Here is a 25,303-nt window from a genome sequence, read left to right as displayed (position 1 = left end):
GTGTTAACTACTGTTTTAACCATCGCCCATATAAAGGATATCCTACACCCATGACAGCCCAAATAATCGACGGCAAGGCGATTGCTCAATCCATCCGCACTAAGCTCAGCGAAAAAGTCACCGCCCGCAAAGAGGCTGGACAGCGCATTCCGGGTTTAGCCGTAGTATTAGTGGGAGCCGATCCGGCATCACAGGTTTATGTTGGAAGCAAACGTAAGGCCTGTGAGGAAGTTGGATTTATTTCTCGTTCATACGATTTAGAAACAAGTTGCAGTGAAGATGAGTTGCTGAGCCTTATTGATAGTCTGAATGATGATCCGACCATCGATGGCATTTTAGTGCAACTGCCACTACCCGCCCATATCGAAGATTCAAAAGTCATCGAACGTATTCGCCCTGATAAAGATGTCGATGGATTTCACCCGTACAACGTTGGCCGTTTAGCGCAGCGTATTCCGGTGCTGCGCTCTTGCACGCCGATGGGCATAATGACACTCATCAAATCCACCGGCGTTGATACTTATGGTTTAGATGCTGTCGTGGTTGGTGCGTCTAATATTGTCGGCCGCCCTATGACGTTAGAATTACTGTTGGCGGGTTGCACTACGACCACTTGCCACCGTTTCACTAAGAATCTTGAGCAAAAAATTCGTATCGCAGATCTCGTGGTTGTCGCAGTCGGTAAACCCGGCTTCATTCCTGGTGAGTGGATCAAGCCTGGCGCTATCGTCATTGACGTAGGCATTAACCGTTTAGATAACGGCACCTTAGTCGGCGATGTGCAATATGACGTTGCGGCGCAAAATGCCAGCTTTATCACTCCAGTCCCCGGCGGTGTTGGCCCGATGACGATTGCGAGTCTATTGGAAAACACCTTATACGCTGCTGAGCAATATCACGACTAAGTTCTAAGTTCTGCAAGCATAAAAAAACCTGCATGATGCAGGTTTTTTTATGGCTGAAGATTTCGTCTAGATGAGAGAGAACAACTAACTAAGCTTATTTCTTACGCCAAGTGGTACCACTTGGGCCATCTTCAAGCTCAACGCCTAACTCATTCAAACGGTTACGCGCCACATCCGCAGCAGCCCAGTCTTTTTCAGTACGAGCACGGTTACGTTCAACGATTAAAGCTTCGATTTCAGCCACTTCATCATCACTACCGCCGCCTTGGAAGAAAGCTTCAGGCTCTTGGCTTAATAAGCCTAACACATCCGCTAATTGCTTCAAGGTGACTGCTAATGCCGATGCCTGTGCCATATCGGTCAGTTTTAAGCGATTGGTCTCACGCACCATGTCAAACAGGACTGAGTAGGCTTCAGGTGTATTAAAGTCATCATCCATCGCCGCTTTAAATTTCGCGATAAACTCTTCTGCTGGCGCTGCAGCGACAGTCAAGTCGACATCTTTAATGGCGGTATACAAACGCTCTAAAGCTGAACGAGCTTGTTTCAAGTTATCTTCTGAATAGTTCAGTTGGCTACGGTAATGGCCAGATAACAGGAAATAACGCACAGTTTCAGCATCATAGTGACCAAGTACATCGCGAATGGTAAAGAAATTGCCTAACGACTTAGACATTTTTTCACGGTCAACCATCACCATGCCTGTGTGCATCCAATAGTTCACGTATGGCGTGTCATGGGCACAGCAAGACTGGGCGATTTCATTCTCATGGTGCGGGAACTGTAAGTCAGAGCCGCCGCCATGAATATCGAAATGTAGACCTAGATGTTTGCTGTTCATGGCCGAACATTCAATATGCCAGCCAGGACGACCCGGTCCCCATGGCGATTCCCACGTCGGTTCACCAGGTTTAGACATTTTCCACAACACAAAATCCATTGGATTTTGTTTGGTTTCGTCCACTTCTACCCGAGCACCGGCTTGTAGTTGATCTAAATTCTGACCCGATAAACGGCCGTAATCAGGATAGGAAGCCACGCTGAAAAGCACATCACCATCGCTCGCCACATAGGCATGGCCACGGGCGAGTAATAACTCAACCATGTCGATGATTTCGGCAATATGCAGGGTTGCGCGCGGTTCAAAATCGGGGCGCAACATATTTAAGGCATCGAAGTCTTGATGCATTTCACCGATCAAACGCTCGGTTAAGGCTTCACAGCTTTCGTTATTCTCGTTAGCGCGCTTGATAATTTTGTCATCAACATCGGTGATATTGCGCTGAAAATTCACTTCATAACCCGCGTAACGCAGGTAGCGCACTATCATGTCAAAGGAAACAAAAGTACGGCCATGACCAATATGACAGAGATCGTATATGGTCACACCACACACGTACATCCCGATTTTTCCGGGAGTAATCGGCTTAAATTCCTGTTTTTGGCGGGTAATACTGTTGTAAATCTTCAACATCGATATTCTCTTCAATGATACATTCAGGTGTAAAATCAAGGAGTCAGTCTACCACGGCCTGACAGGTTTTGAATACTGCACTTTGCGCGCAATCCGAGATAAGTTAGAATCGCGCCACTATTTACAGAGAGTATGAAAACATGATCACAATACACACCAATTTGGGCGACATTAAACTGCAACTGAACGCTGAAAAAGCGCCGTTAACAGTAGCAAACTTCATGAAATATGTTGACGAAGGTTTCTTCGACGGCACTATCTTCCACCGTGTGATTGACGGTTTCATGATCCAAGGTGGTGGCTTCAACGAAGACATGAGCCAAAAGCGTTGTAACGAGCCAGTGAAAAACGAAGCCAATAACGGTTTATCAAATCGTACTGGTACTGTTGCTATGGCACGTACTTCTGATCCACATTCAGCCACTGCACAGTTCTTCATTAACGTGAACGACAACACTTTCCTCGATTTTAAATCAGAAACCTCACAGGGCTGGGGCTACTGCGTATTCGGCGAAATCGTTGAAGGCATGGATATTATCGAAAAAATCAAAGCTGTTAGCACTGGCAACCGTGGCATGCATCAAGATGTGCCATTAGAAGCCATTGTGATTGAAAAAGTCAGCGTTGCGGCATAATCCCTGCGGATGCGAACTTTATTTATAGGCGATCTGCACCTGAGTGCAGATCGTCTTGATATCACCCAAGCGTTCACTCGCTTCCTCGACACTGAACTCGATGATGCCGACGCCCTCTATATCCTAGGTGATTTGTTTGAAGTCTGGGTTGGCGATGATATTGCCTTACCTTTTGCCCTCGAACTCGCCGAAAAACTCAAGCAAGTATCACAAAAGCTGCCGGTGTATTTCATCCACGGCAACCGTGACTTTATGTTAGGCAAGCAATTTGCGCGCGCCGCAGGAATGCAAATCTTACCCGAAGTGACGTGCCTGAATTTATACGGCATAGAGACGGTTATCTTACACGGCGACAGCTTGTGTACTTTGGATAAGTCCTACCAACGCTTTCGAAAACTGCGCAGTTTGTCACTGGCGCGTTGGCTATATGGTTGTTTATCCAAGAAAACCCGTCAGGGCATTGCCGATAAAATTCGCAGCAATAGCAAAAGTAGCAATCAGCAAAAAAGCTACACCATCATGGATGTGGAGCCCAATGCGGTCGATGCGTTATTTGCCAAGACCCACACCAAACATATGATCCACGGTCATACCCATAGACCCGCCATTCATCAACTTGCTAATGGCTGTCAACGTATTGTGGTGGGCGATTGGTATGAGCAAGGCAGTGTGCTGAGTGTGAGCGCCGAAGGGATTAACTTACAGTCCTTACCCTTCGAGCATACAACTTAAGTTAGCTTGCTTTTATTGACCTTGTTTGAGGTTAAAGACGCATTATATTAACGGTTCGAGCGAACCGTTAATCGTTTTAGCTATATCGACTTAATTCATCAATTTTTAAAAAGAAGGTGTTTCAAATCAATTTGCTAGCGGCGATCCGCTGTGGAAACGAAACTCATCATCCTGCGCCAGAATCAACTCAGCCTCTAACTCACCAAAGTACTTTACGCGCTCGCTAATATCCTCAGGTGAAACCAACTGTGCTAATGCAAGATAATCTTGATAGTGGCGGGCTTCAGAGCGCAGCAGTGACACATAAAACTTACTCAGCTCACCGTCTAAATAGGGCGCCAACTTAGCAAAACGCTCGCACGAACGCGCCTCAATATACGCCCCCACAATCAGCTTATCCCGCAGGATATCTTTCTCATGGGTGGTTACATAGCTCATCATGCCTTTGGCATAACGGCCTGCGCGAATATTACGATACTCAATGCTGCGTTTGTGCATCAATTCCAATACTTGCTCAAAATGATGAAACTCTTCTTTAATCAAGCGGATTAAAGGTGAAACCAAATTAGCGGCAAACTTAAAGTTTGGCTTAGGCATAAGTTCGGCCACCAGCTCATTCTTTTTCACATCGCGCGCCAGAAAGCTCACCACATCATGATCTTGCGAATAGATAAACTCTTCATAGGGTTTAGCCCACGCCAACAGAGCTCGACCACTGTCTTTATCTAACGCATATTTTCGTAGCAAAAATATCGCTGTCTGGGCTGCTTTTAACTCACAGTTACAGTGATCGATCAGCAACTCATCCAAGGAATCTGATTTAATCGCGACATCAATCCAAGTTTGCGGTGTTTCACAGCGAAGAAACGCGTGGATGGGGGCAAGAAGTTGCAGCATGGACTCACTCAATATCATTCTGAATATCGCGCTATTTTACGCATATTTACTCATAAGCTATAGCATTAGGCTTCAGTTAACTTGACGCGCCGAACTTTTTGTTCAATAAATAATCTACACTCTAAAGAACTGAGATCCTGATCACACAGCTTCTCACTTCTGTATGTGTCACCAATCGGCAGTTAAAGGGACAGGACACCATTTTAACCTCGATTGTGGAGCTGTTATCAGCTCGTCTGACGTTTGGCGAGCCATTCATCAATGCTGAACAAGGATAATTATAATGATATTGAATCACTTAATGGGGCTATACACTCATCCTAAACAAGAGTGGCACACAATTGAAAAAAACCATGAGGCACTAAAAAGTAGCTTAAGTCATGTGGTACTGATCGCCTTAATCCCTGCGATTTGCAGTTATATTGCTACAGCTTACATTGGCTGGAATCCAGGCGCTGGCGATCCTATTTACCTCACACCTCAAAGCGCCATGTTTATGTCGGCTGGCATGTATTTAGGCCTAATAGCGGGCGTATTCGCCCTCGCCTATTTGGCCTATTGGATGGCAAAAACCTTCGATGCAAACCCAACCTACACCCAAGCGTTAGAACTCGCGTCCTATACCGCTACGCCATTGTTCATGGTCGGTTTAGCTGCGTTGTATCCAGTGCTGTGGTTTATCATGATAGTGGGATTGATTGGTTTGGCTTACTCAGTGTACTTACTGTACGCGGGTGTGCCGATCATTATGAATATCCCTGAAGAGAAAGGCTTTATCTACGCCAGTTCCATGGTGACCGCAGGTTTAGTACTGTTAGTGGGGCTAATGGCAACCAGCGTTATCTTATGGAGCCTAGGCTTTGGTCCTATGTATCAATAACAACTCAAATTAACTGTAATTCACACCAGCCAATAGCTTTATCGCTAATCCATAAAATAAAAAAGAAGGCCTAAAAGGCCTTCTTTTTTGGGTCTGATTAATGATCAGAACGACTTAGTTTAATTCAACTGAGCTTAATTGAGTTGAACTGTTTGACTCATTTCATCAAACCAATTCAATCAAGCTAATACTATCAAATCATTCGAAAGAATCACGCAGCGCTACAGTTAAGTTAAACACGAGTTTATCAGCTGATGAATCTTTGCTGTCAGCACAGAAATAACCTTCACGCTCAAACTGATAAGCTTTTTCTGCTGGTGCATTCACTAGGCTTGCTTCAGCAAAACCGTGCACAACCACTAATGATTCAGGGTTTAATACTTCGTCCACAGTCTCAGCCGCTGCTGGATTAGGATCGGTAAATAAACGCTGATATAAACGGAATTCAGCAGGCTTGGCAGTAGATGCCTCAACCCAGTGGATCACGCCTTTGACTTTACGGCCATCTGCAGGGTTTTTACCTAAGGTTTCAGGATCATAAGTGCAATAAACCGTCGTGATATTGCCTTCGCTGTCTTTGTCACAACGCTCAGCTTTAATCACATAGGCATTGCGTAAACGTACTTCTTTGCCTGTCACAAGGCGTTTGTATTGTTTGTTGGCTTCTTCTCTAAAGTCAGCCACATCAATCAATATTTCACGGCCAAAGGCTAATTCACGCGTCCCCATGCTGTCATCATTTGGATGAGCGGCCGCTTGAATGTACTCAAGCTCACCTTCAGCATAGTTTTCGACGATCACTTTCAATGGACGTAATACGGCCATCGCACGCGGTGCATGTTCGTTCAGTTCTTCACGAATACACGCATCTAACATGCCGACTTCAATCATATTCTCTTGCTTAGTCACGCCGATACGTTGGCAAAACTCGCGAATTGACGCTGGCGTATAACCACGGCGACGTAGACCAGCAATCGTAGGCATACGTGGGTCGTCCCAACCTGACACTAATTTGCGAGTCACAAGATCGTTTAGCTTGCGCTTAGACATCAAGGTATATTCAAGATTTAAGCGTGAAAACTCGTATTGACGAGTACGATTCGGCGCTTGAAAATCATTCAAATTATCCAACACCCAGTCGTATAAACGACGGTTGTCTTGGAACTCTAAAGTACATAAAGAGTGGGTAATATGTTCTAACGCATCAGAAATACAGTGGGTAAAGTCGTACATTGGGTAAATGCACCACTTGTCACCCGTTTGGTGGTGATGGGCAAAACGAATACGGTAGATGATAGGATCGCGCATACACATGAATGGCGACGCCATATCAATTTTGGCACGCAGCGCACATTCACCTTCTTTAAAACCACCATCGCGCATCTTAGCGAATAAGGCGAGGTTCTCTTCGACTGATGTGTCGCGGAAAGGACTGTTTTTACCTGGCTCTTTTAACGTGCCACGGTATTCGCGGGTTTCATCAGCATTTAAGAAACACACATAGGCCAAACCTTTATTGATCAGTTCAACCGCATATTGATGTAACTGATCAAAATAGTTTGATGAATAGCGCACGTCGCCATCCCACTGGAATCCAAGCCAACGCACATCCGCCTGAATAGAATTTACATAATCAATGTCTTCTTTTTCAGGATTAGTATCGTCAAAACGTAAATTACACAGACCGTTATAGTCTCGCGCTATCCCAAAATTTAAGCAGATAGATTTAGCATGACCAATATGAAGATAGCCATTCGGTTCCGGCGGGAAACGAGTCTGTACACTCGTGTGCTTACCGCTTTGTAAATCTTCATCTATGATATTACGAATAAAGTTACTCGGACGTACTTCAGTGTCCACATGACTCATGGAATTCCTCTTTGCGAACAATGGCAATTTTAAGAAAACCAGCATGATCCTACAGATCACTACTAGTTACAATGCCTAGTGCTAAAAACTATGGTTTTTGACCGGCTGGGTTATAGCCGCGATAGTAAAACAATAAAAGCAGCCATGAAAGCTGCTTTTATCTTTGACCTAACTAAGCTGACATTTATTACTCATTCATGCTGACTCAGTAAATCTTACTCGGTAATGATGCGTATCCCCGGAATGATCTGCTGGGTTCTTCTGCCCTTACGTTTCAGCCATTGATAAAACGCCACTAACGCAAAGAGGAAGAAACCAATCCACAGACTCGATTGCACAGGATGTTGCGTAAAGGTTGCCGCTTGATAGACTACCGTCGCCGAGCCATAGGCCAGTGAGAAAGTCCACGTTGCCGCAAATGTCGCCCAACGGGAGCCAAACTCATGCACTAAAGCGCCCATCGCCGCAACACAAGGGGTATACAGCAAGATAAACAACAAGTAAGAGAACGCCGCAATTTTACCACTGAAACCAGCTTGCAGAGCACCGAAGGTCGATGTTGCCACGCCTTGCTCTTCCGCTATCGCTTCTTGATTGGTCAAATCACCAACAGACAGTTTTAACGGATCTTCAAGATCTAACCCAAACAAGTTTGCTGGAATCGTCGCTAGAGCCGCATTAAAGCTTTCACTCAAGGGTGTCAGCTCTTCATCAGCGGGCGCTGCACTGCTGTACAAACTATTTAAAGTACCGACTACGGCTTCTTTGGCAAAAATACCTGTGATAATTCCGACCGTTGCTGGCCAGTTATCCTGCTCTATGCCCATAGGCGAGAAGATAGGCGTGATTTTTTGGCTCGCGACACTCAGCAAAGATGCTTGGCTGTCTTCATGGCCGAAAGTGCCATCAACACCTATGGCATTGATAAAGTTTAATAGCGTCACCACCAGCACAATGGTTTTACCCGCACCTAAAATAAAGCTCTTAGTGCGTTTACCTGTACGGACCATTACGGCTTTGAGTTTTGGCATTTCATAGCTTGGCAATTCCATCACCACAGCGCTACTGGTACCGGGTAACAGTGTGCTTCTGAGTAATAAACCCGTACCGATAGCGGCAAAGATACCAATAACGTAAAGCAAGAAGACTAAATTCTGCCCAGAATCGGGGAAGAAAGCCGCGGCAAATAACGCATATACTGGCAGACGTGCACCGCAAGACATAAATGGCGCCATCATACCCGTGACAATACGCTCACGTTCACTGCCTAAGGTCCGCGTCGCCATAATCGCCAGCACAGAACAACCAAAGCCGACAATCATAGGCACGAAAGCTTTACCAGGCAGACCGATGCGGCGCATTAAACCATCGACCACAAATGCGGCGCGCGCCATGTAGCCAGAGCTTTCAAGCACCGACAAACCAAGGAATAAAGCAGCGATCACCGGAATAAACGTAGTGACGGTTTGAATACCTTGGCCAACCCCACCCGCTAGAATAGTGACTAACCAAGCTGGAGAGCCCATGTTCGTCAAGAATGCGCCAAAGTGATCGACAAACAGCGCGCCCGCAAAGACATCGAAGAAATCGATAAAAGCACTGCCAATGTTGATGCTGAACATAAACATCAAATACATCACAAACAAGAACACAGGAATGCCAAGCATGGGATGCAATACGAGTTTATCTAATTTGTCACTAAGGGTGAGGAATCCCGACTCTTTCACTGAACCTTGAAACACTTTCTCAACGAAATTAAAGCGCGTAGTGGCCACCATCACTTCAATATCATGGCCTTGCGAAGAGATAATCTGGGTACAGGTATTCACTTCATCCTGCAGCTCAGCATTCTGGCAGCTACCACAACCTGAACCATTGCCTAACATAGCCAAGGCACGGCCACGGCTTAATTGCGCGTCTTTGCTGCAAAGTAACTGCACGCCCGCTTCAATTTGTTCATCATAATGCAGCATTAATGGCGCTTCAGAGACTCGGCCTTGCAGTAAATCGAGTACCTGCGCCTGCACTTTTTCCACATCGGCAGGATCGCGAGAGCACACACCAATCACGGGGCAGCCCAGCTCTTTGCTCATTTTCTTTAAATCGACTTTGATACCGCGTTTGACTGCAGAATCGATTTTGTTCAACACCACCACCATAGGGATCGCGAGTTCACGCAATTGGGCAGTGAGGTATAAGTGACGTTCGATGTTAGTGGCATCGACTAAATTGATAATGCCATCGACGCGTTGCTCGGCGAGATATTGCTGCGCAATTTGCTCATCGAGTGAACAATCGCAACTATTCCCCGCAGGCAGAAGATCGTAAATACCCGGTAAATCGGTCAGATAGACATCGGCACCGTTTAAGGTGAAATGACCAGTCTTTTTCTCGACAGTCACACCAGACCAGTTACCGACTTGTTGATTCGCGCCGGTTAGCGCGTTAAAGAGCGTCGATTTACCCGCATTCGGGTTACCGACTGTGACGCAATGAAACTGCTTAGTCATTCGCCTTTTCCACCTCAATGATGTCTGCCAAATCTCTGCGCATACAAAGTTTACTACCACGAATATCCAGTTCGAGACCAGAGCCCATAGGTGCGTATCGGATCAATGAAAAACGCGTATTCGGCGTGATCCCCATGGACAACAACTTACGCTTCACGGTTTGTGGCAACGCTAAACGTCCCACTTCAGAAATAATACCGCGATCACCGGGACTGAGTTCGCTTAACTTCATTACGTATTCCACCTTGCAACAGGTTCAGCTCGAAAAACTGCGCCCATTGTAACTGAGCGATGACCCTAATAACTTTACCTAGATCAATATTTTTGACTGGTAACGATAATAGTTTTCAATTGTGTTGGGTATTATGTGACAAAAATACCAATGAATAAACGGCCAACTGAAAATAAAAATTCACGCCCAAGTGCCCAAGACGGTTATGCGATCGGCAGAAGTCAAAAAGCTGTGAACAAATCCCCTACCGAAGCAAACGTGATCAAGGTCACGCTTCCTCTATATCACCAGTAAAATCATCCCTCTTTACAGTGAAAAGACCAATGAATGTTAAGCGCCTGTCACACATTTGTTCTAATATTAACCAAGTTTAATAAGCTAAATTAGTAATGTCGAAAGCGTCAAAATAACAAATATAAATGCACTCGGGAAAAGATGAACATGGAAATAAGGCTAAAGTTCAAAAGCATAGCTAAGGCTATGCTATGTATTTTGTTATCAATCGTGAGTATTTCGGCCTCGGCGACGCCTTGGGATGACAAAAAACCAGAGGAAGTTGTCGCGACATTAGACAAAAAATTCGCCGAAGGTAAGTATTCCGCCAAAGGGGCTGACACTTGCCTAATGTGTCACAAAAAAAGTGCCGTGGTCATGGCCATTTTTGATGGGGTTCATGGTAATCCCAATGTAAAAGCTTCCCCCATGGCTGATTTGCAGTGTGAAGCCTGCCACGGTCCGTTAGGGAATCATAACAAAGGTGGCAAAGAACCAATGATCACCTTTGGCGAAAACTCTCCTGTTCCCGCGCAAAAGCAAAACAGTGTTTGTATGAGCTGCCACAATGACAGCCAACGTATCGCGTGGAAAGGCAATCACCACGATAACGCCGATGTTGCCTGTGCAAGTTGCCATCAAGTTCATACCGCCAAGGATCCTATCAGCGATAAAGCCAATGAAGTCGCCATTTGTACCCAGTGCCATACCCAACAAAAAGCTGATATGCACAAACGCTCAGCCCATCCATTACAGTGGCAACAGATGGTGTGCAGTGACTGCCATAATCCCCACGGCAGTTTGAACGATTCAAGCTTGAAGCAAATTAGCGTCAACGAAAATTGCTATAGCTGCCACGCCGAAAAACGCGGCCCTAAACTGTGGGAACATGCCCCCGTCACCGACAATTGTGCGAATTGCCACAATCCCCATGGCAGCGTGAACGAAGCCATGCTGATCAGTAAGCCGCCGCAGTTGTGTCAACAATGCCACGCCTCGGATGGTCATAGCAGCAATGCATACTTTGGCAATCAAACCAATGCCTTCACTTCAGGTAACTCCTGTATGAATTGCCACGGGCAAGTGCATGGTTCTAACCATCCTTCTGGAAAATTGCTTCAGAGATAACAAGGGAATGATCATGCGAACAGCTAAATTGTCTCACCCTAGTGCTTGTTTCTCTCTCACTTTACTCGCATGGGCGATAAGCGGTGTTTTGACTCAAGCACATGCCGACGGTTATGAGCTACAACAGGCGAATCGAAGTGGCATTAAGACAGAGGCATGGAGCTGCAAACAATGCCAACCTAAGACAGGGCATAGTGGTAATGTCAGTGCCACTCTCGCATACAACGATGGCGAGGACAGCCGTTTCGGTAACCGCACTGGGACAGATAACGATGGTATCGTTGCCGCCGTCGGTGCAGATATGGTGTACAAAACACCGTCGGGTTATCAAACTCAGTTGGTCGCGGATAAGTTAGGTTTTGATGCGGGCTCAGCCAAGCTCACAACAGGAAGGCCGGGGAACTATCAAATCAACTTAGGCTATAGAGGCTTAGCTAACTATAACCATAATCAACTCAAAAGCCCTTATACCTCATCGCAAGATAAGATGTTGTTGCCCGATAACTGGATAACAGGCGGCACAACACAATCTATGCCTATGCTACAGAGCAGCCTTGTTGGCCAAGATTTAAGTATTCAACGTGATCGCTTTATGATCGGTGGTTATTATGCCGGAAAAATATCACCCGAAAGCGATAATGCCAGTCACTACAAAGCATCATTAAACTATCAACATGAAGACCGCAGCGGCGCCAAAAAGACCAGCGCTAATATACTCACCAATAGCGTCATGCTCGCCCAACCTATTGATGACAGTACCGATGAAATCGATGCCAGAGTCTATTTTAATGGCACTGGCTGGCAAGCTGGCATCAATAGCCAAGTCAGCCAATATAAAAATGATCACCAAGCCATGCAATGGCAATCCGCCTACACGCCCACCTTTGGCGCGGCATACTTAGGCCAAAATGCAGTCGACCCCGACAGTAAAGCCTATCGCGTTGCCGCAGAAGCCTCTGGGGGAGCGAATGGGCAGAATGTGCTAATGCACGCAGGCTTTAGCCGTATGACCCAAGATGACGCCTTTATTCCAGCCACCATCAATGGCCCATCACCTATCCTGCCTGCAGATACCTTAGATGGCCAAGTGGATATTATTGAAATGGTCCTTAAATATTCGGGCCGGATCACCCAAGACTTAAGCGTACAGGCTAGCTACAACTATCAAGACAGAGATAACAAAACGGCCAAATTAGACTTCCCACAAATCATCACCGACAGTATTAACCAAGGCACTGCTCAAAATAGCCTTTATGATAAGCGAACCAAAAAACTCGAACTAAAAGGCAAATACCGTTTCACCTCAGCCTCCTACGTCGAAGCGGGCTATAGCCGCAACGAAAACGATTACACTGAACTCGACCGCCAATCCGTCGACGAGTCCGGCGTGTTTGCTAAACTGAGCTATCGCTATTCCCCTGCTTGGTCAGCATGGTTGAAAGGAGAAGCACTAGAGCGCGATGGCAGTGAATACGATCCCGTCACGACCACTCAAAGTCAAAGCAATCCTTGGCTACGTAAATCCTACCTTGCCGACAGAAAAAGACAAAAAGTCACCTTACACACTGATTATCAAACTGATATGGGCCTCTCGCTGGGCGCCAGCTTGCACAGTGTCGATGACGATTATCACCATACCCAAGTGGGTCTCACTCAAGTGTCCTACCTAGGTTATGACGTATCGGCCCAATATGCGCTGAGTAACGATCTTCATTTCACCGCTTTTGTTAACCAAGATTGGCGCGACTCAGATCAAGCGGGCAGTAACCGCTTTTCAACGCCCGATTGGTACAGCACTGCCGAAGAAAAATCGACTCTAATTGGGGCTGGTTTCAGTTATCAAAACCTGTTCGATAATCACCTCGACATTGGCTTGGACTACAGCTATTCCGATGGACAGAGTGATACCGAAGTCATCTACGGCATCACTAGTCCCTATGGCGACTTTTACGCCCGCAAACACAATTTGAATGCCTACGCCAAGTATAGGTTTGCCGACAGTATGTCGCTGCGCGTCGATTGGTTATTTGAGAAATATCAAGATGCTAACTGGCAAAATCAAGGCACAAGTTGGGACACGATTCCCAACGTACTCAGTTTTGGTGATATGGGCCACGACTACAATGCTCACTACTTAGGTTTGACCTTAAGCTACCAAATGTAACTTAGGCACTGACAGCGCATTCCAAGGATAGAAATATGAACAAGTTTGCAAAAATGAGCTCGAAATTCAGTCTGATGCTGGCCTTAGTCTCGCTATTAAGCGCCTGTGGCGGTGATAACGGCCAAGATGGTAATCCCGGTGAACCCGCAAAACCGCCCGCATTAATCATCACTAGCCTAAAGGTCATGGTCGATAAAGTCGCGATAACAGATGGCATTGCTCAAGTGGATTTTCAAGTGAGCAATCAAGATGATGAAGCCGTGATTGGTATCCCATCGGCAACATTTATTGCAGCGCAGCTTCTGCCTCAAGGTTATACAGGCGCGGGAAATAGCAGTGAATGGCAACATTTTACCGCCGAAACCTGCGCGGCAACTTGTCCAGGCAGTCTCACAGATCATAAAAACGGTCACTACAGTTACACCTTCAGCGCCACGTTTAATGGCATGAATGGGGTGACGTTTATGCCCGAAGCGACCCAAAGAATGGTGGTCAAAATCGGCGGCGATAAACTTGCAGATAACACGCCCTTGCCTATTACCAATCAACATTATGACTGGCAATCTTCTGCGGATAATGTCGCTTACACCCGTAACTTAGTCACAATAGAAACTTGTAATAGTTGCCACAGTAATCTTGCTTTCCATGGCAGTAAATATAATCAAATCGAAACCTGCGTCACCTGCCATAACAGCAAGAAAGTCAGTAACTCAGCGGATATTTTCCCGCAAATGATCCACAGCAAGCATTTAACCGGTTTCCCGCAACCCATTAGTGACTGCCAAACCTGTCATGTCGATAAGGCTGAGTTAGCTGAGCAGCAAAACTGGCACAGAGTCCCAACCATGCAAGCCTGCGGCGCCTGTCATACACAAATTAATTTTCCCGCAGGCGAAGGACACCCTGCGCAGGTTGATAATAGTAACTGCGTGGCGTGCCATAATGCCGACTGGACCGCAAGCGTTCACAGTGATGAAGACAAAACTGCGGCACTGATACAATTTAGCCCAAGCATCACCAGCGCCAGTATGGATGCCAATGGTACAGTCACCGTCGCGGTTAAATTGATGAACCCAGCTACTGGCAGCGTCTACAGCGACAGTGCCGATAAGCTAAAATTCATCAATGATTTAAGGGTCTATGCCAACTGGGGAACCAGTTTTGATTATGCCACTCGCTCTGCCCGCTCGATTAAGCTGCCGGAATCCACCCCAGTGTCAGGCTCAAATGGCATTTATACCTATACAATTTCGGGTCTTATTGTGCCTGCGGGCACTGAAGCGGATCACGGCGGACTCGCGATTCAAGGCCGAGTCTGCGCCAAAGACAAAGTACTCGTTGATTGCACGACTGAACTGGCGCAAGTGTTAGTGATTAAAGCCAGCCACAGTTATTTTGATATGGCAGCATTAAGCAGTACGGGTCGCCGCACTGTTGTCAGTAATGCAAGCTGCGGTAATTGCCATGGCGATCAAAAGCTTAATATCCATGGCTCACGCAACGATCTCGGTGGTCAATGTCAGCTATGTCATAACGCCAATATGCTGGCTGATGCGACGGCGGCAAATCCTTCCACCACGTCATTTGACTTTAAGCAGCTGATCCACGGTATTCACACCAGCCAATTCGCAGGTTTTGAAAACCTAAACTACCCAGGGAAAATCGGTAACTGTGCCCAATGCCATGTTAACGATTCTGCGGGGATATCTACCGTCGCCCTTCCCTTAAATTCAGCGGTACAGCCCCTTGCCCTCGATAACGGCACTTTTACCAGCCCGATTGCCGCTGTGTGTAGCAACTGCCATTCAGATACCAGCACTCATAACCACATGGCTCAGCAAGGTGCTGTTTTTGCTGGCACAAAAGCCGATGCAACCGCAGGAACTGAAACCTGTGCTTTCTGTCATGGACAAGGCGGAGTCGCGGACGTGTTAAAAGTGCATCCCATAAACTAAGCCTATGATGCTGGCCTAAAAAGGCCAGCAACTGCAGATATAAAAGGAACTCATACTATGCAGTCATCTACTCCTAAAGAAATAGTCAGATCTCAGTCACATTACCCACCTAAAGTGACTGATTAATACCAGTGACTTAGTTAGCCTTACAGATGGAAACTAATTCCACACATCTTATGCGGTTAATGAGATTTATTCTTATCTACCAAGCGTTTGATGATGATTACAACTATTGCAGGGAAATATCATGATGAAACGGTTCAATTTCAATGCCGCAACAAAAGCGATGTTGGGTGCCAGTTTACTTTCACTTGTTCTCACTGGCTGCGGTGGCAGTGATGGTAAAGATGGTGAAGACGGTAAACCTGGCCCAGTCGGCTCGCCGATTAGTAAAGTTGCTAAAGTAAAAGCGCAAATTACCGCAGCCAATGTCGATGATAAAGGTTTTTTAACCATCAATTTCGATCTTACCGATGCAAACGGTGCTGCCGTATTTGGACTGACCAATACCGATATCAGTGCAGTCTCCTTTGGCCGTATGGGCAATGAAGACGAAGTAGGCACCACCGATATCCCAGGCTCACCCCGTGATATCTGGTTAAGTTATTTTAACAAAGATAAAAAAGACGGCTTTTATACTGGCTCCGATTACTTTCAGGGTAAAAACTGTAGTGACTGTTTAACTGATAATGGTGATGGCAGTTACACCCTTAAGCTAAACAAAGAAATTAATACTCTGGGTAAATATGCCTACGATGCAACAGCCACCAGTGGTGTATATTTGGGTATACAAGCTGTCAATGCAACAGGCTCAAAACTCGTTGAAAACAGCTTCCACTATTGGCAACCTAGTTCAAATACGGATCAAGCGAAACCCAAAGCGGCTATTGCTAACGAAACTTGCCAAAGCTGCCACCGTCCGGGCCAAGATGGTGCGTTAGCAATGCACGGTGGCAAACATGTCACGCTTGAATCTTGTACTTTCTGCCATACTGACAACAACTCGTACATGAAGTCAGACAAGGATGCGGCCGGCAATGTCATTAAAACTTACAAATATGATGGCTCGATTAAAGGCATGGCCCACGAGATCCACAGCCATTCCTACTACAACGGCATTTATCCGCAATCGGCATCAAACTGTATCACCTGCCACAAACCCGATGAAACATTGGAAATGGCAGACATTTGGAAAGCAGACCTAGATACAGCGACTTGTATGAACTGCCATAACAGTCAATACGCTGTACCAAGTTGGCATTGGAATGCTGAACAAGGTCAAATTGCTGATGGCAAAGAAAACTGTGTCAGTTGCCATAATGACCCTAATGGTAAACGTGGGGCTGAGCGTGGTCACTACGTGCAAAATGATAACGCTCAAGCTGCCGCAACTAAGGTAATCTTCAATAGCATGACCTACAATGCCGACACTAAAACTGTTGTCGCGAATATGTCCATTAAGCATGGCGATACATTAGCCACCCTAGCTCAGATAGATCCAACGCCTTATAAATATGGTGGATTTACCAGTGCGATAGTATTTAACGGCATAGTTAGTGATGACTTTATTGTTAACTATCAGAAGATTGGTTTTAATAAATTTGCTCAAGCTGCCGATGGCACAATTGATGTAACCTTTACTGATGACCCAATTAAAGTCGTTAAAGTGATGGAAACTCCCAATGTTACAGTGACTCTAAGTAGCCAATTACACCTTTGCTTTAATGGTAAAGGGGCTGTTGCTGATTGTAAGTTAAGCGAAGATGGCAAAACAGCTACTAATGCAGGTCCTTACAGCGTCTCAGATACTTACTACTTTAAAGCTGATGGTTCCAAGGTAGTTAAATCACCGCGTGTACAACATGCAGAGATGAAAGATTGTCAACAGTGTCACACAACTAGCATTACGCATAGATTCACTAATGACCTAGATGGCTGCGCCTCCTGTCATAATGGCACTCGTGATAGGGATGGCAAAAATAGCTCTAACCTAGCCTACATTGTTCATAGTAAACACTATATCTATAGCGATCCTGAAAGAAAGAATCTGTTCTTCAAAAAAGCGGAATGTCAGGCATGTCATGGCAAAGATGGCTTCTCTCTGAGTAAGATTGCCGCCGATGCAGCTCCAGTTGCGTTTGGCAAAACAGCTGACGGCACAGAGCAACTCTTGGTATCACCACAAACAGCGGCATGCGTGAGTTGTCATCAAGGTCCATACGCTCTAAGTAGTGCTACTGCGGGTCATATTGAATCGATGGGTGGAGTATTATTGCAAGACTCATCAAATCTGACTGTTCTGGGCATTCCAGCATCTCAATATGATCCAACAAAAGTGCAAGAAAGCTGTAGCACTTGTCATAATGATGCAAATATCTTAGAAAAACATGCTAACTGGGGTGCGAAGTAATAGCCTCAAATGAATGTAATAGGATTAAGCCTGTATCTTTAGGTTAACTATCTCAAGAGGAGAGGCCACGGTCTCTCCTTTTTATAACTTTGGTTTCAAGTCTCATCTCATCTGCACCAATCTTATCTATCCTTAGTCAAAACATTTTATCAACCCTTCCCAGGTGTTTTAACTACCTCTTTAGAAATAGAAAGATCCAAGTCACACATTAGCAAAGGCCTTGGAGATTTTAAGGTCATGTTAGGTTAGCCTTTCCTTGGGGAATTCTATTTCCAGCATCCACTTAAGTCGCTTCTAGTGACCAAAAACACAGACATAGAATCTGTTGGCTCTAGAACACAGCGTTTAAGCAATGCCAAACCTATGCAGGGAAAAAAATGATGAACGCACAAACAACTAAAATCGCACTGCTGTTAGCAGCAAGTGCAGTCACTATGGCCTTAGCTGGCTGTGGTGGCAGCGATGGTAATGATGGTAATCCCGGTGAACCTGGTGGCGAACCTGCTCCAGCGATTCAAACCCTTAATTTCACGTTTGATAAATCTGTCGTCACTAACGGTGTACCGAGTGTTGAGTTTACCGTGACTAACGAAGATGATTTACCCGTCGTTGGTCTCCAAAAAATGCGCTTCGCCGCAGCACAGTTGATCCCACAAGGTGCGACTGGTGCCGGTAATGCTTCACAATGGCAATACTTTGGTGATGAAACCTGTGATGTGGCAGCAACATGCCCAGGGACCTTTGTTGACAAGAAAAACGGTCACTACAGCTATACCTTCAACATGAACCTGACCGCTAACGCTAAAATCACCTACAACGATCAGTTAGCTCAACGTGTGTTAATCCGCGCTTATAACACGCCGTTACCCGATGGTACTCAAGTCCCTAACAGTAACGCCTTTGTCGACTTTACGGCCGATACAGGCGCTGCACCGACAAACAGCCGCAAAATTGTTGCCACTGAAAGCTGTAATACCTGTCACCAAGATTTAGCCAATGTGAAACACGGCGGAGCGTACTCAGATGTTAACTACTGTGCAACTTGCCACACAGCAGGCAAAGTTGGCGTAGGTAAAGAGTTCAATGTTCTCGTTCACGCTAAACACAAAGACCTGACTTTAGGTTCATTGGAAAGCTGCCAAAGCTGTCATGCTGCAAACGATGCCGCGCCAGATTGGGGGAATTGGTCGCGTATTCCAACTGCCGCTACCTGTGGAAGCTGTCATAGCACAGTGAACTTCGCCGCAGGTAAAGGCCATTCACAACAGCTAGATAACTCTAACTGTATCGCTTGTCATAACAGCGACTGGACTGCCGAGCTACACACAGTGAAAACCGTGGACAAAAAAGTTTTAATTAACAAGTACGGTATTGAGGCAAGCTCCGTCGTAGATTCAGCAACTAAAGCCGCTACAATAAGCATCCAAGTAACTGACAGTAAAGGGTCTCCTGTAGATATCAGCGCCCTACTACCTCAAATCCAACGTGTTGAGATCATCACTAACGTTGGCCCCAATAACATTGCTTTGAGTTATTTCACTAAAGATTCAGTAATAGCCGTTAAAAATGGTGTACTTGATTCTAAAGCCAGTATTGTAGATGGTAAGCTGGTTTACACGACCACGAAACCACTGCCTTTTGGTGCAGTAAAAACCGATACTGATACCTCTGTAACCTTTGTTAACTGGGCAATGTGTTCTCTAAATGCTCAATTTGTAGTATGTGCAGAACCAACATTTGATGGTAGTGATGTGAGTAAATACACATCCATGAAAGCAGATATCGCCTTTGCAACATTATCTGGTGAGAAACCAAGTACTCGCCACGTAGATTCAGTAAACTTCAGTACTTGTGCTAATTGCCACGGTACGGAGTGGGAGTCTCGATATCACAAAGGTAAAAACAGCCCTGGTTTCGTAATGTCAGAACAACTTGCTCATAGTAAGGACGCCACTGGTAAACCGATTGTTGGCCTTGATGGTTGTGCAACTTGCCATACTCCACATGGCACCTATGCAAGTGGTAAAAACAAAGGCGCATTAGAGATGAAACTGCACGTGATCCACGGCGAGCAAGGTGTCATCAAAGAATGTACCCAATGTCACAACGACTTCAACCTCGATGCATTTAAGGTCAAAGGCGCGCTGGCAACTTCCGCGGGTAAATACACCACGCCAATCACAGCCACTTGTACTTCATGCCACAATCACAATCCGCTAAAGGCACATTCACAAGCTGTGCTTGAAGGCTTCGGTGCCATTATTGATGGTGACTATACTCAAGCTAACCAAGCGGCGCAGTCAGAAACCTGTTTCTACTGTCACAAACCCACACCAACAGATCACACTCAGGTGAAAATGTAATTTGCCCAAGCAGGGGGAGTTCGCTCCCCCTTTCTTGAATTTTGTTGGGACAAATTGGGAAGCCTATTATGAAGAACAGCCTAAAAATGAAAAACCTACTGCCGGCACTTGTCATCACCATGGCAATGTCAGCAGTCATGTCTTTATGCATTGCACCAAACGCTTATGCGTCGAAGTGGGATGCGAAAATGACGCCAGAGCAAGTCGAAGCCACCTTAGATAAGAAGTTTGCCGAAGGCAACTACTCCCCTAAAGGTGCCGATTCTTGTTTGATGTGCCATAAAAAATCTGAAAAAGTGATGGACCTGTTCAAAGGTGTCCACGGCGCCATTGATTCATCAAAAAGCCCAATGGCTGGCCTGCAATGTGAAGCCTGTCATGGTCCTTTAGGTCAACACAATAAAGGCGGCAATGAGCCGATGATCACTTTCGGTAAGCAATCGACCTTAAGTGCTGAAAAACAAAACAGCGTCTGTATGAGTTGTCACCAAGATGATAAACGTGTGTCTTGGAACGGCAGTCACCATGACAATGCCGATGTCGCTTGTGCATCTTGCCACCAAGTGCATGTGGCAAAAGATCCTGTGTTATCAAAAAACACCGAAATGGAAGTCTGTACTAGCTGCCACACTAAGCAAAAAGCAGACATGAACAAACGCTCAAGCCACCCATTAAAATGGGCTCAAATGACCTGTAGCGATTGCCATAATCCCCATGGGAGCATGACAGATTCCGATCTGAACAAACCGAGCATTAACGAAACCTGTTACTCCTGCCACGCCGAAAAACGCGGCCCCAAACTGTGGGAACATGCACCCGTCACTGAGAACTGTGTCACTTGCCACAATCCTCACGGCAGCGTAAATGATGCCATGTTGAAAACCCGCGCACCGCAGCTGTGTCAGCAATGTCACGCCAGCGATGGCCATGCCAGCAATGCTTACTTAGGTAACACTGGTTTAGGTTCAAACGTCGGTGACAATGCCTTCACGGGTGGAAGAAGCTGTTTAAATTGCCACAGTCAGGTTCATGGTTCAAACCATCCATCTGGCAAGCTATTACAGCGCTAAGGAGACGAGAAAATGAAATTTAAACTCAATTTGATCACTCTTGCGTTACTGGCAAACACAGGTTTTGCGATAGCGGCCGATGGGTATGGCTTAGCCAATGCCAATACCGAAAAAGTCAAAATGTCCGCATGGAGCTGTAAAGGCTGCGTCGTTGAAACAGGCACATCGGGTACTGTGGGTGTCGGCGTAGGTTATAACAGTGAAGAGGACATTCGCTCGGCGAATGCCTTTGGGACTTCAAACGAAGTCGCAGGGAAATTGGATGCTGATGTCACCTTTCGCGGTGAAAAAGGCTATCGTGCCAGCGTTGAAGCCTATCAACTGGGCATGGATGGCGGCCGCTTAGAGGTGAATGCCGGCAAACAAGGCCAGTACAATGTCAATGTGAACTATCGCCAGATTGCCACTTACAACAGCAACAGTGCCTTAACGCCCTACTCGGGTGTGGGCAGCGATAATTTAACGCTGCCAGACAACTGGGTGACGGCGGGTTCAAGCAGCCAAATGCCATTACTGATGGACAGCCTGAACTCATTAGAACTGTCGCTCAAACGTGAGCGCACTGGGCTAGGTTTTGATTATCAAGGTGAATCGCTGTGGAGCACACATGTGAGCTACATGCGTGAAGAAAAAACCGGCTTGAAAAAAGCATCTGGTGGATTCTTCAACCAATCTATGATGTTAGCCGAGCCTGTCGATTACACCACTGACTCCATTGAAGCGGGTATCAAGCTTAAAGGCGACAACTGGTTCACCGCACTTAACTACAATGGCTCGATTTTTAAGAACGAGTACAACCAGTTAAATTTTGACAGTGCGTTTAATCCAACCTTTGGCGCACAAACCACGGGCACACTCGCCCTTGACCCTGACAATCAATCACACACTGTGTCGTTAATGGGCCAATACAACGACAGTACCAATGTGCTATCGGCTCGCTTGCTTACCGGACAAATGAGTCAAGACCAAGCGTTAGTGACTTCAGGTTATGGTTATCAAGTGCCAACTGAAGCCCTTGATGCCAAGGTCGACCTTATCGGTTTGAACTTAAAAGTGGTCAGCAAAGCCACCAACTCACTGCGCTTAAGTGGTAGCTACGACTATAACGACCGCGATAACAATACGCAGATTGAAGAGTGGACCCAAGTCAGCATCAACAATGTCAACGGTAAGGTGGCCTATAACACCCCTTACGATAACACTAGCCAACGCTTCAAAGTGGCGGCGGATTATCGTATTACCCGCGGCATGAAACTCGATGGCGGCTATGACTTCAGACGTGACGAACGTAATTATCAAGACCGTGAAACCACGGATGAGAACACGGTTTGGGCGCGTTTCAGAGTCAACAGCTTCGAAACTTGGGATATGTGGGTTAAGGGCAGTTACGGTCAACGTGACGGCTCTGAATATCAAGCCTCTGAATGGACATCGTCTGAAACCAACAGCCTGTTGCGTAAGTACAATCTGGCGAACCGTGACAGAACCCAAGTGGAAGCGCGAGTCACTCATTCGCCTATCGAAAGCCTGACCATAGATTTCGGTGCCCGTTACGCATTAGATGACTACACAGATACTGTCATCGGTTTAACTGAGTCAAAAGACACCAGTTATGATGCCAACATCAGCTACATGATCACCGATGATTTACTGGCGAACGCCTTCTACAACTATCAAATCATTGAATCTGAACAAGCGGGAAGCAGCAACTACAGCACCCCAACCTGGACAGGTTTCATCGAAGATAAAGTCGATGTTGTCGGCGCTGGCATTAGCTACAACAACTTACTTGAGAACAAGTTACGCATGGGACTGGATTACACCTATTCAGACTCCAACAGTAACACCCAAGTTAGACAAGGTATCACAGGCGACTACGGCGATTATTTTGCCAAAGTACACAACATTAACTTATACGCTCAATATCAAGCCACCGAGAAAATGGCGCTGCGCTTCGATTATAAAATTGAGAACTATAAGGACAATGACGCTGCCAATGATATCGCCGTCAATGGGATCTGGAACGTCGTAGGTTTTGGTGATAATAGCCATGACTACACAGCGCAGATGATCATGTTAAGCATGAGCTACAAGATCTAATCCTCAACGATAGACAATCCAAAAGCCCGCATCTTGCGGGCTTTTGTTTAACCGCAGCAGTCACATCCAAAGTCAGATGCAAAATCATTACATCGGCACAGATAAAAGTAAAAATCTTGAATAAGATCAGACTCTGGCGCAAAAGTCCGCCCATAAAAACCTTATTCCTTGAGTTTTAGCTCACTTTAGCGGATCTTAATTCAATCTTTTGGTTAATCCTCTGAGCACATGCGTATTTATTCTACCCTCTGCCAATCTAAGTGGTTGTCATCGCTTCCCGCCCTACTGGGACTGAGTCTATTGCCCTTACCCGCCTTGGCGTTCGACCCCTCGGGCGGCACCGCCAGCCTGTTTATCATTCTCGGCCTCGGCGGCTTTACCTTAATCAATTTATTTTTGCAGGGTTTGTTCTTTTTTGCGGGTCAGTATCGCAGCGCCGCCTTTGCCAAACGCCATGTATTAAGCGCCTTAATCGTACCGTTGATTGCCGTCGCGTTAGCCATTTATGATCACAGAGGTTGGAGTGATTTCGCCCTGAACTTAGGCATTATTTGTGTGGGGATTGGACTGATATTATTGCCGCTACAATTGTGTCAAATCGATAAACCCAGCAATCGCAATGCCGATTGGATCATCAGCCTAGGCGCATTATTTATCCTCGCCTTGAGCTATGTGATTGCCCCATTAGCCTTTTTTACCATTGTGCTGGCCCACATCTGTTTGGTTTCAAACCCAAGTAGAGTGCCAAAGCTATTAAGTTATCTAGGCTTACTGTTTGGCTACGGTCTTTTTGGCTACTGGCTGTATCAAACGGCGATGATGTTCCTATCCTGATTGAAAATGAATGAGCGACGATGAATGAGCGATGACATTTACCATTGACCACACTAGCGCTGACGACTGACCACTGACTAAGACAAATTTTGACTAAAACACATTGCACTAACGCGCCGGCGTCATCACCGCTAAGCGAAACGGTATCGTCGCCCAGTTCTGCATCAATGACAGCGCTGCTGACAAAAATTAACGCCTGTACTTTATGTCAGGTCGATTTGCCCTTAGCGCCCAAACCGATATTGCAGGCCAGTAGCCAAGCGCGGATTTTGATTGCCGGCCAAGCTCCGGGCGTGAAAACGCACCATAAAGGCATCCCATTTGACGATGCCAGCGGTGAACGGCTGCGCACTTGGTTGAATGTCACCCGTGAGCAATTTTACGACCCAGCCCTTTTTGCCATTGTCCCTATGGGATTTTGTTTTCCGGGCAGTATCGAAAAAAACGGTAAAAAGCAGGGTGATAAACCACCGCGCCCAGAATGCGCCGCCACTTGGCATCAAGCCTTACTTGCGTTAATGCCACAAATTGAGCTAATCGTGATCCTCGGCCAATATGCCATCGATTATCATCTACCGCGTGAATCGTTCGTGGCCGAAAACCCCACTTCGCCGCTCACTAAGCCCCAAACAACCAGCACTAATGTATCATCCAGCGCCAAAGCAAAACCTATCCCCAAACTGAAACCCATCACAGTGACCCAAGCGTGCGCGCAGTGGCAGCAATATTGGCCTAAATATTTTGTCTTACCGCACCCGAGCCCACGCAATAATCTCTGGCTTAAGCAGCATCCTGAGTTTGAACGCGATATGCTACCCAGATTAAGAATGCGTATTGCATCCCTGTTAAACCTTCAACCACACTAGGCACTT

18 protein-coding genes are annotated in these 25,303 nt (G+C 46.1%); 13 read left to right on the top strand and 5 right to left on the bottom strand.

From position 1 onward, the window contains the following. The first annotated feature begins 50 nt into the window (after positions 1–50). Positions 51–905, top strand: a complete 855-nt coding sequence (folD, locus tag KV201_RS15200) for a bifunctional methylenetetrahydrofolate dehydrogenase/methenyltetrahydrofolate cyclohydrolase FolD (RefSeq protein ID WP_011846463.1) — start codon at positions 51–53, stop codon at positions 903–905. 94 nt (positions 906–999) lie between these two features. On the opposite strand, the gene cysS is transcribed toward folD, so the two are convergent. Then, positions 1,000–2,379: a cysteine--tRNA ligase gene (cysS, locus tag KV201_RS15195; RefSeq protein WP_107402165.1), complete on the bottom strand. Its 1,380-nt coding sequence runs from the start codon at positions 2,377–2,379 to the stop codon at positions 1,000–1,002. A 140-nt stretch (positions 2,380–2,519) separates the two neighbouring features. Between cysS and KV201_RS15190 the strand changes: the two genes are divergently transcribed. Both KV201_RS15190 and KV201_RS15185 read left to right on the top strand, forming a co-directional pair. After that, complete coding sequence (locus tag KV201_RS15190) at positions 2,520–3,014, top strand: peptidylprolyl isomerase (RefSeq protein WP_006081120.1); 495 nt, start codon at positions 2,520–2,522, stop codon at positions 3,012–3,014. A 9-nt stretch (positions 3,015–3,023) separates the two neighbouring features. Beyond that, entirely contained in the window at positions 3,024–3,746 is a 723-nt protein-coding gene (locus tag KV201_RS15185; protein WP_226059838.1) for a UDP-2,3-diacylglucosamine diphosphatase, read from the top strand. A gap of 126 nt (positions 3,747–3,872) precedes the next feature. On the opposite strand, the gene miaE is transcribed toward KV201_RS15185, so the two are convergent. Beyond that, the gene (miaE, locus tag KV201_RS15180; RefSeq protein WP_226059837.1) at positions 3,873–4,643 is read right to left on the bottom strand and encodes a tRNA isopentenyl-2-thiomethyl-A-37 hydroxylase MiaE; all 771 of its coding nucleotides are present in this window, start codon (positions 4,641–4,643) and stop codon (positions 3,873–3,875) included. Between the two features lie 283 nt (positions 4,644–4,926). On the opposite strand from miaE, the gene KV201_RS15175 reads away from it, so the two are divergent. Continuing rightward, entirely contained in the window at positions 4,927–5,523 is a 597-nt protein-coding gene (locus tag KV201_RS15175) for a Yip1 family protein (RefSeq protein WP_006081117.1), read from the top strand. A gap of 198 nt (positions 5,524–5,721) precedes the next feature. Here the strand turns inward: KV201_RS15175 and glnS are convergent, their stop codons facing one another. From glnS to KV201_RS15160, 3 genes are all read right to left on the bottom strand, one after another. Beyond that, on the bottom strand, positions 5,722–7,392 hold the full coding sequence (gene glnS / locus KV201_RS15170) for a glutamine--tRNA ligase (RefSeq protein WP_226059836.1): 1,671 nt from the start codon (positions 7,390–7,392) through the stop codon (positions 5,722–5,724). 215 nt (positions 7,393–7,607) lie between these two features. Continuing rightward, a complete protein-coding gene (feoB, locus tag KV201_RS15165; RefSeq protein WP_226059835.1) occupies positions 7,608–9,902 on the bottom strand; it encodes a Fe(2+) transporter permease subunit FeoB in 2,295 nt (764 codons plus the stop codon). Continuing rightward, positions 9,895–10,134: a FeoA family protein gene (locus tag KV201_RS15160; RefSeq protein ID WP_006081114.1), complete on the bottom strand. Its 240-nt coding sequence runs from the start codon at positions 10,132–10,134 to the stop codon at positions 9,895–9,897. Before KV201_RS15160 ends, feoB begins: the two co-directional genes overlap by 8 nt. Before the next feature lie 435 nt (positions 10,135–10,569). Here KV201_RS15160 and KV201_RS15155 point away from each other — a divergent pair, with 435 nt between their 5' ends. From KV201_RS15155 to KV201_RS15115, 9 genes are all read left to right on the top strand, one after another. Next, entirely contained in the window at positions 10,570–11,535 is a 966-nt protein-coding gene (locus KV201_RS15155; RefSeq protein ID WP_319000223.1) for a DmsE family decaheme c-type cytochrome, read from the top strand. Positions 11,536–11,548: 13 nt separating this feature from the next. Beyond that, positions 11,549–13,699: an MtrB/PioB family decaheme-associated outer membrane protein gene (locus KV201_RS15150; protein ID WP_226059834.1), complete on the top strand. Its 2,151-nt coding sequence runs from the start codon at positions 11,549–11,551 to the stop codon at positions 13,697–13,699. Positions 13,700–13,734: 35 nt separating this feature from the next. Then, positions 13,735–15,654 carry an OmcA/MtrC family decaheme c-type cytochrome gene (locus tag KV201_RS15145; protein WP_226059833.1) on the top strand — a complete coding sequence of 640 codons (1,920 nt, stop codon included), beginning with the start codon at positions 13,735–13,737 and terminating at the stop codon, positions 15,652–15,654. Positions 15,655–15,901: 247 nt separating this feature from the next. Beyond that, entirely contained in the window at positions 15,902–18,064 is a 2,163-nt protein-coding gene (locus KV201_RS15140) for an OmcA/MtrC family decaheme c-type cytochrome (RefSeq protein WP_226059832.1), read from the top strand. Between the two features lie 377 nt (positions 18,065–18,441). Next, positions 18,442–20,427, top strand: coding sequence for an OmcA/MtrC family decaheme c-type cytochrome (locus KV201_RS15135; RefSeq protein ID WP_226059831.1), 1,986 nt, complete (start codon positions 18,442–18,444; stop codon positions 20,425–20,427). A 68-nt stretch (positions 20,428–20,495) separates the two neighbouring features. Further along, the gene (gene mtrA / locus KV201_RS15130; RefSeq protein ID WP_006081107.1) at positions 20,496–21,497 is read left to right on the top strand and encodes a decaheme c-type cytochrome MtrA; all 1,002 of its coding nucleotides are present in this window, start codon (positions 20,496–20,498) and stop codon (positions 21,495–21,497) included. Between the two features lie 12 nt (positions 21,498–21,509). Beyond that, on the top strand, positions 21,510–23,597 hold the full coding sequence (locus KV201_RS15125; protein WP_226059830.1) for an MtrB/PioB family decaheme-associated outer membrane protein: 2,088 nt from the start codon (positions 21,510–21,512) through the stop codon (positions 23,595–23,597). Between the two features lie 228 nt (positions 23,598–23,825). After that, complete coding sequence (locus KV201_RS15120) at positions 23,826–24,431, top strand: hypothetical protein (protein WP_226059829.1); 606 nt, start codon at positions 23,826–23,828, stop codon at positions 24,429–24,431. A gap of 167 nt (positions 24,432–24,598) precedes the next feature. Then, positions 24,599–25,297 (top strand): uracil-DNA glycosylase family protein, encoded by a 699-nt coding sequence (locus tag KV201_RS15115; RefSeq protein ID WP_226059849.1) that lies wholly within the window; start codon positions 24,599–24,601, stop codon positions 25,295–25,297. The last annotated feature ends 6 nt before the right edge of the window (positions 25,298–25,303 follow it).

It is taken from the genome of Shewanella sp. SR1 (assembly GCF_020447145.1).
GTDB lineage: Bacteria > Pseudomonadota > Gammaproteobacteria > Enterobacterales > Shewanellaceae > Shewanella > Shewanella baltica.
The sequence above is the reverse complement of the archived record's forward strand: the minus strand, read 5'-3'. Positions and strand labels throughout refer to the sequence as shown.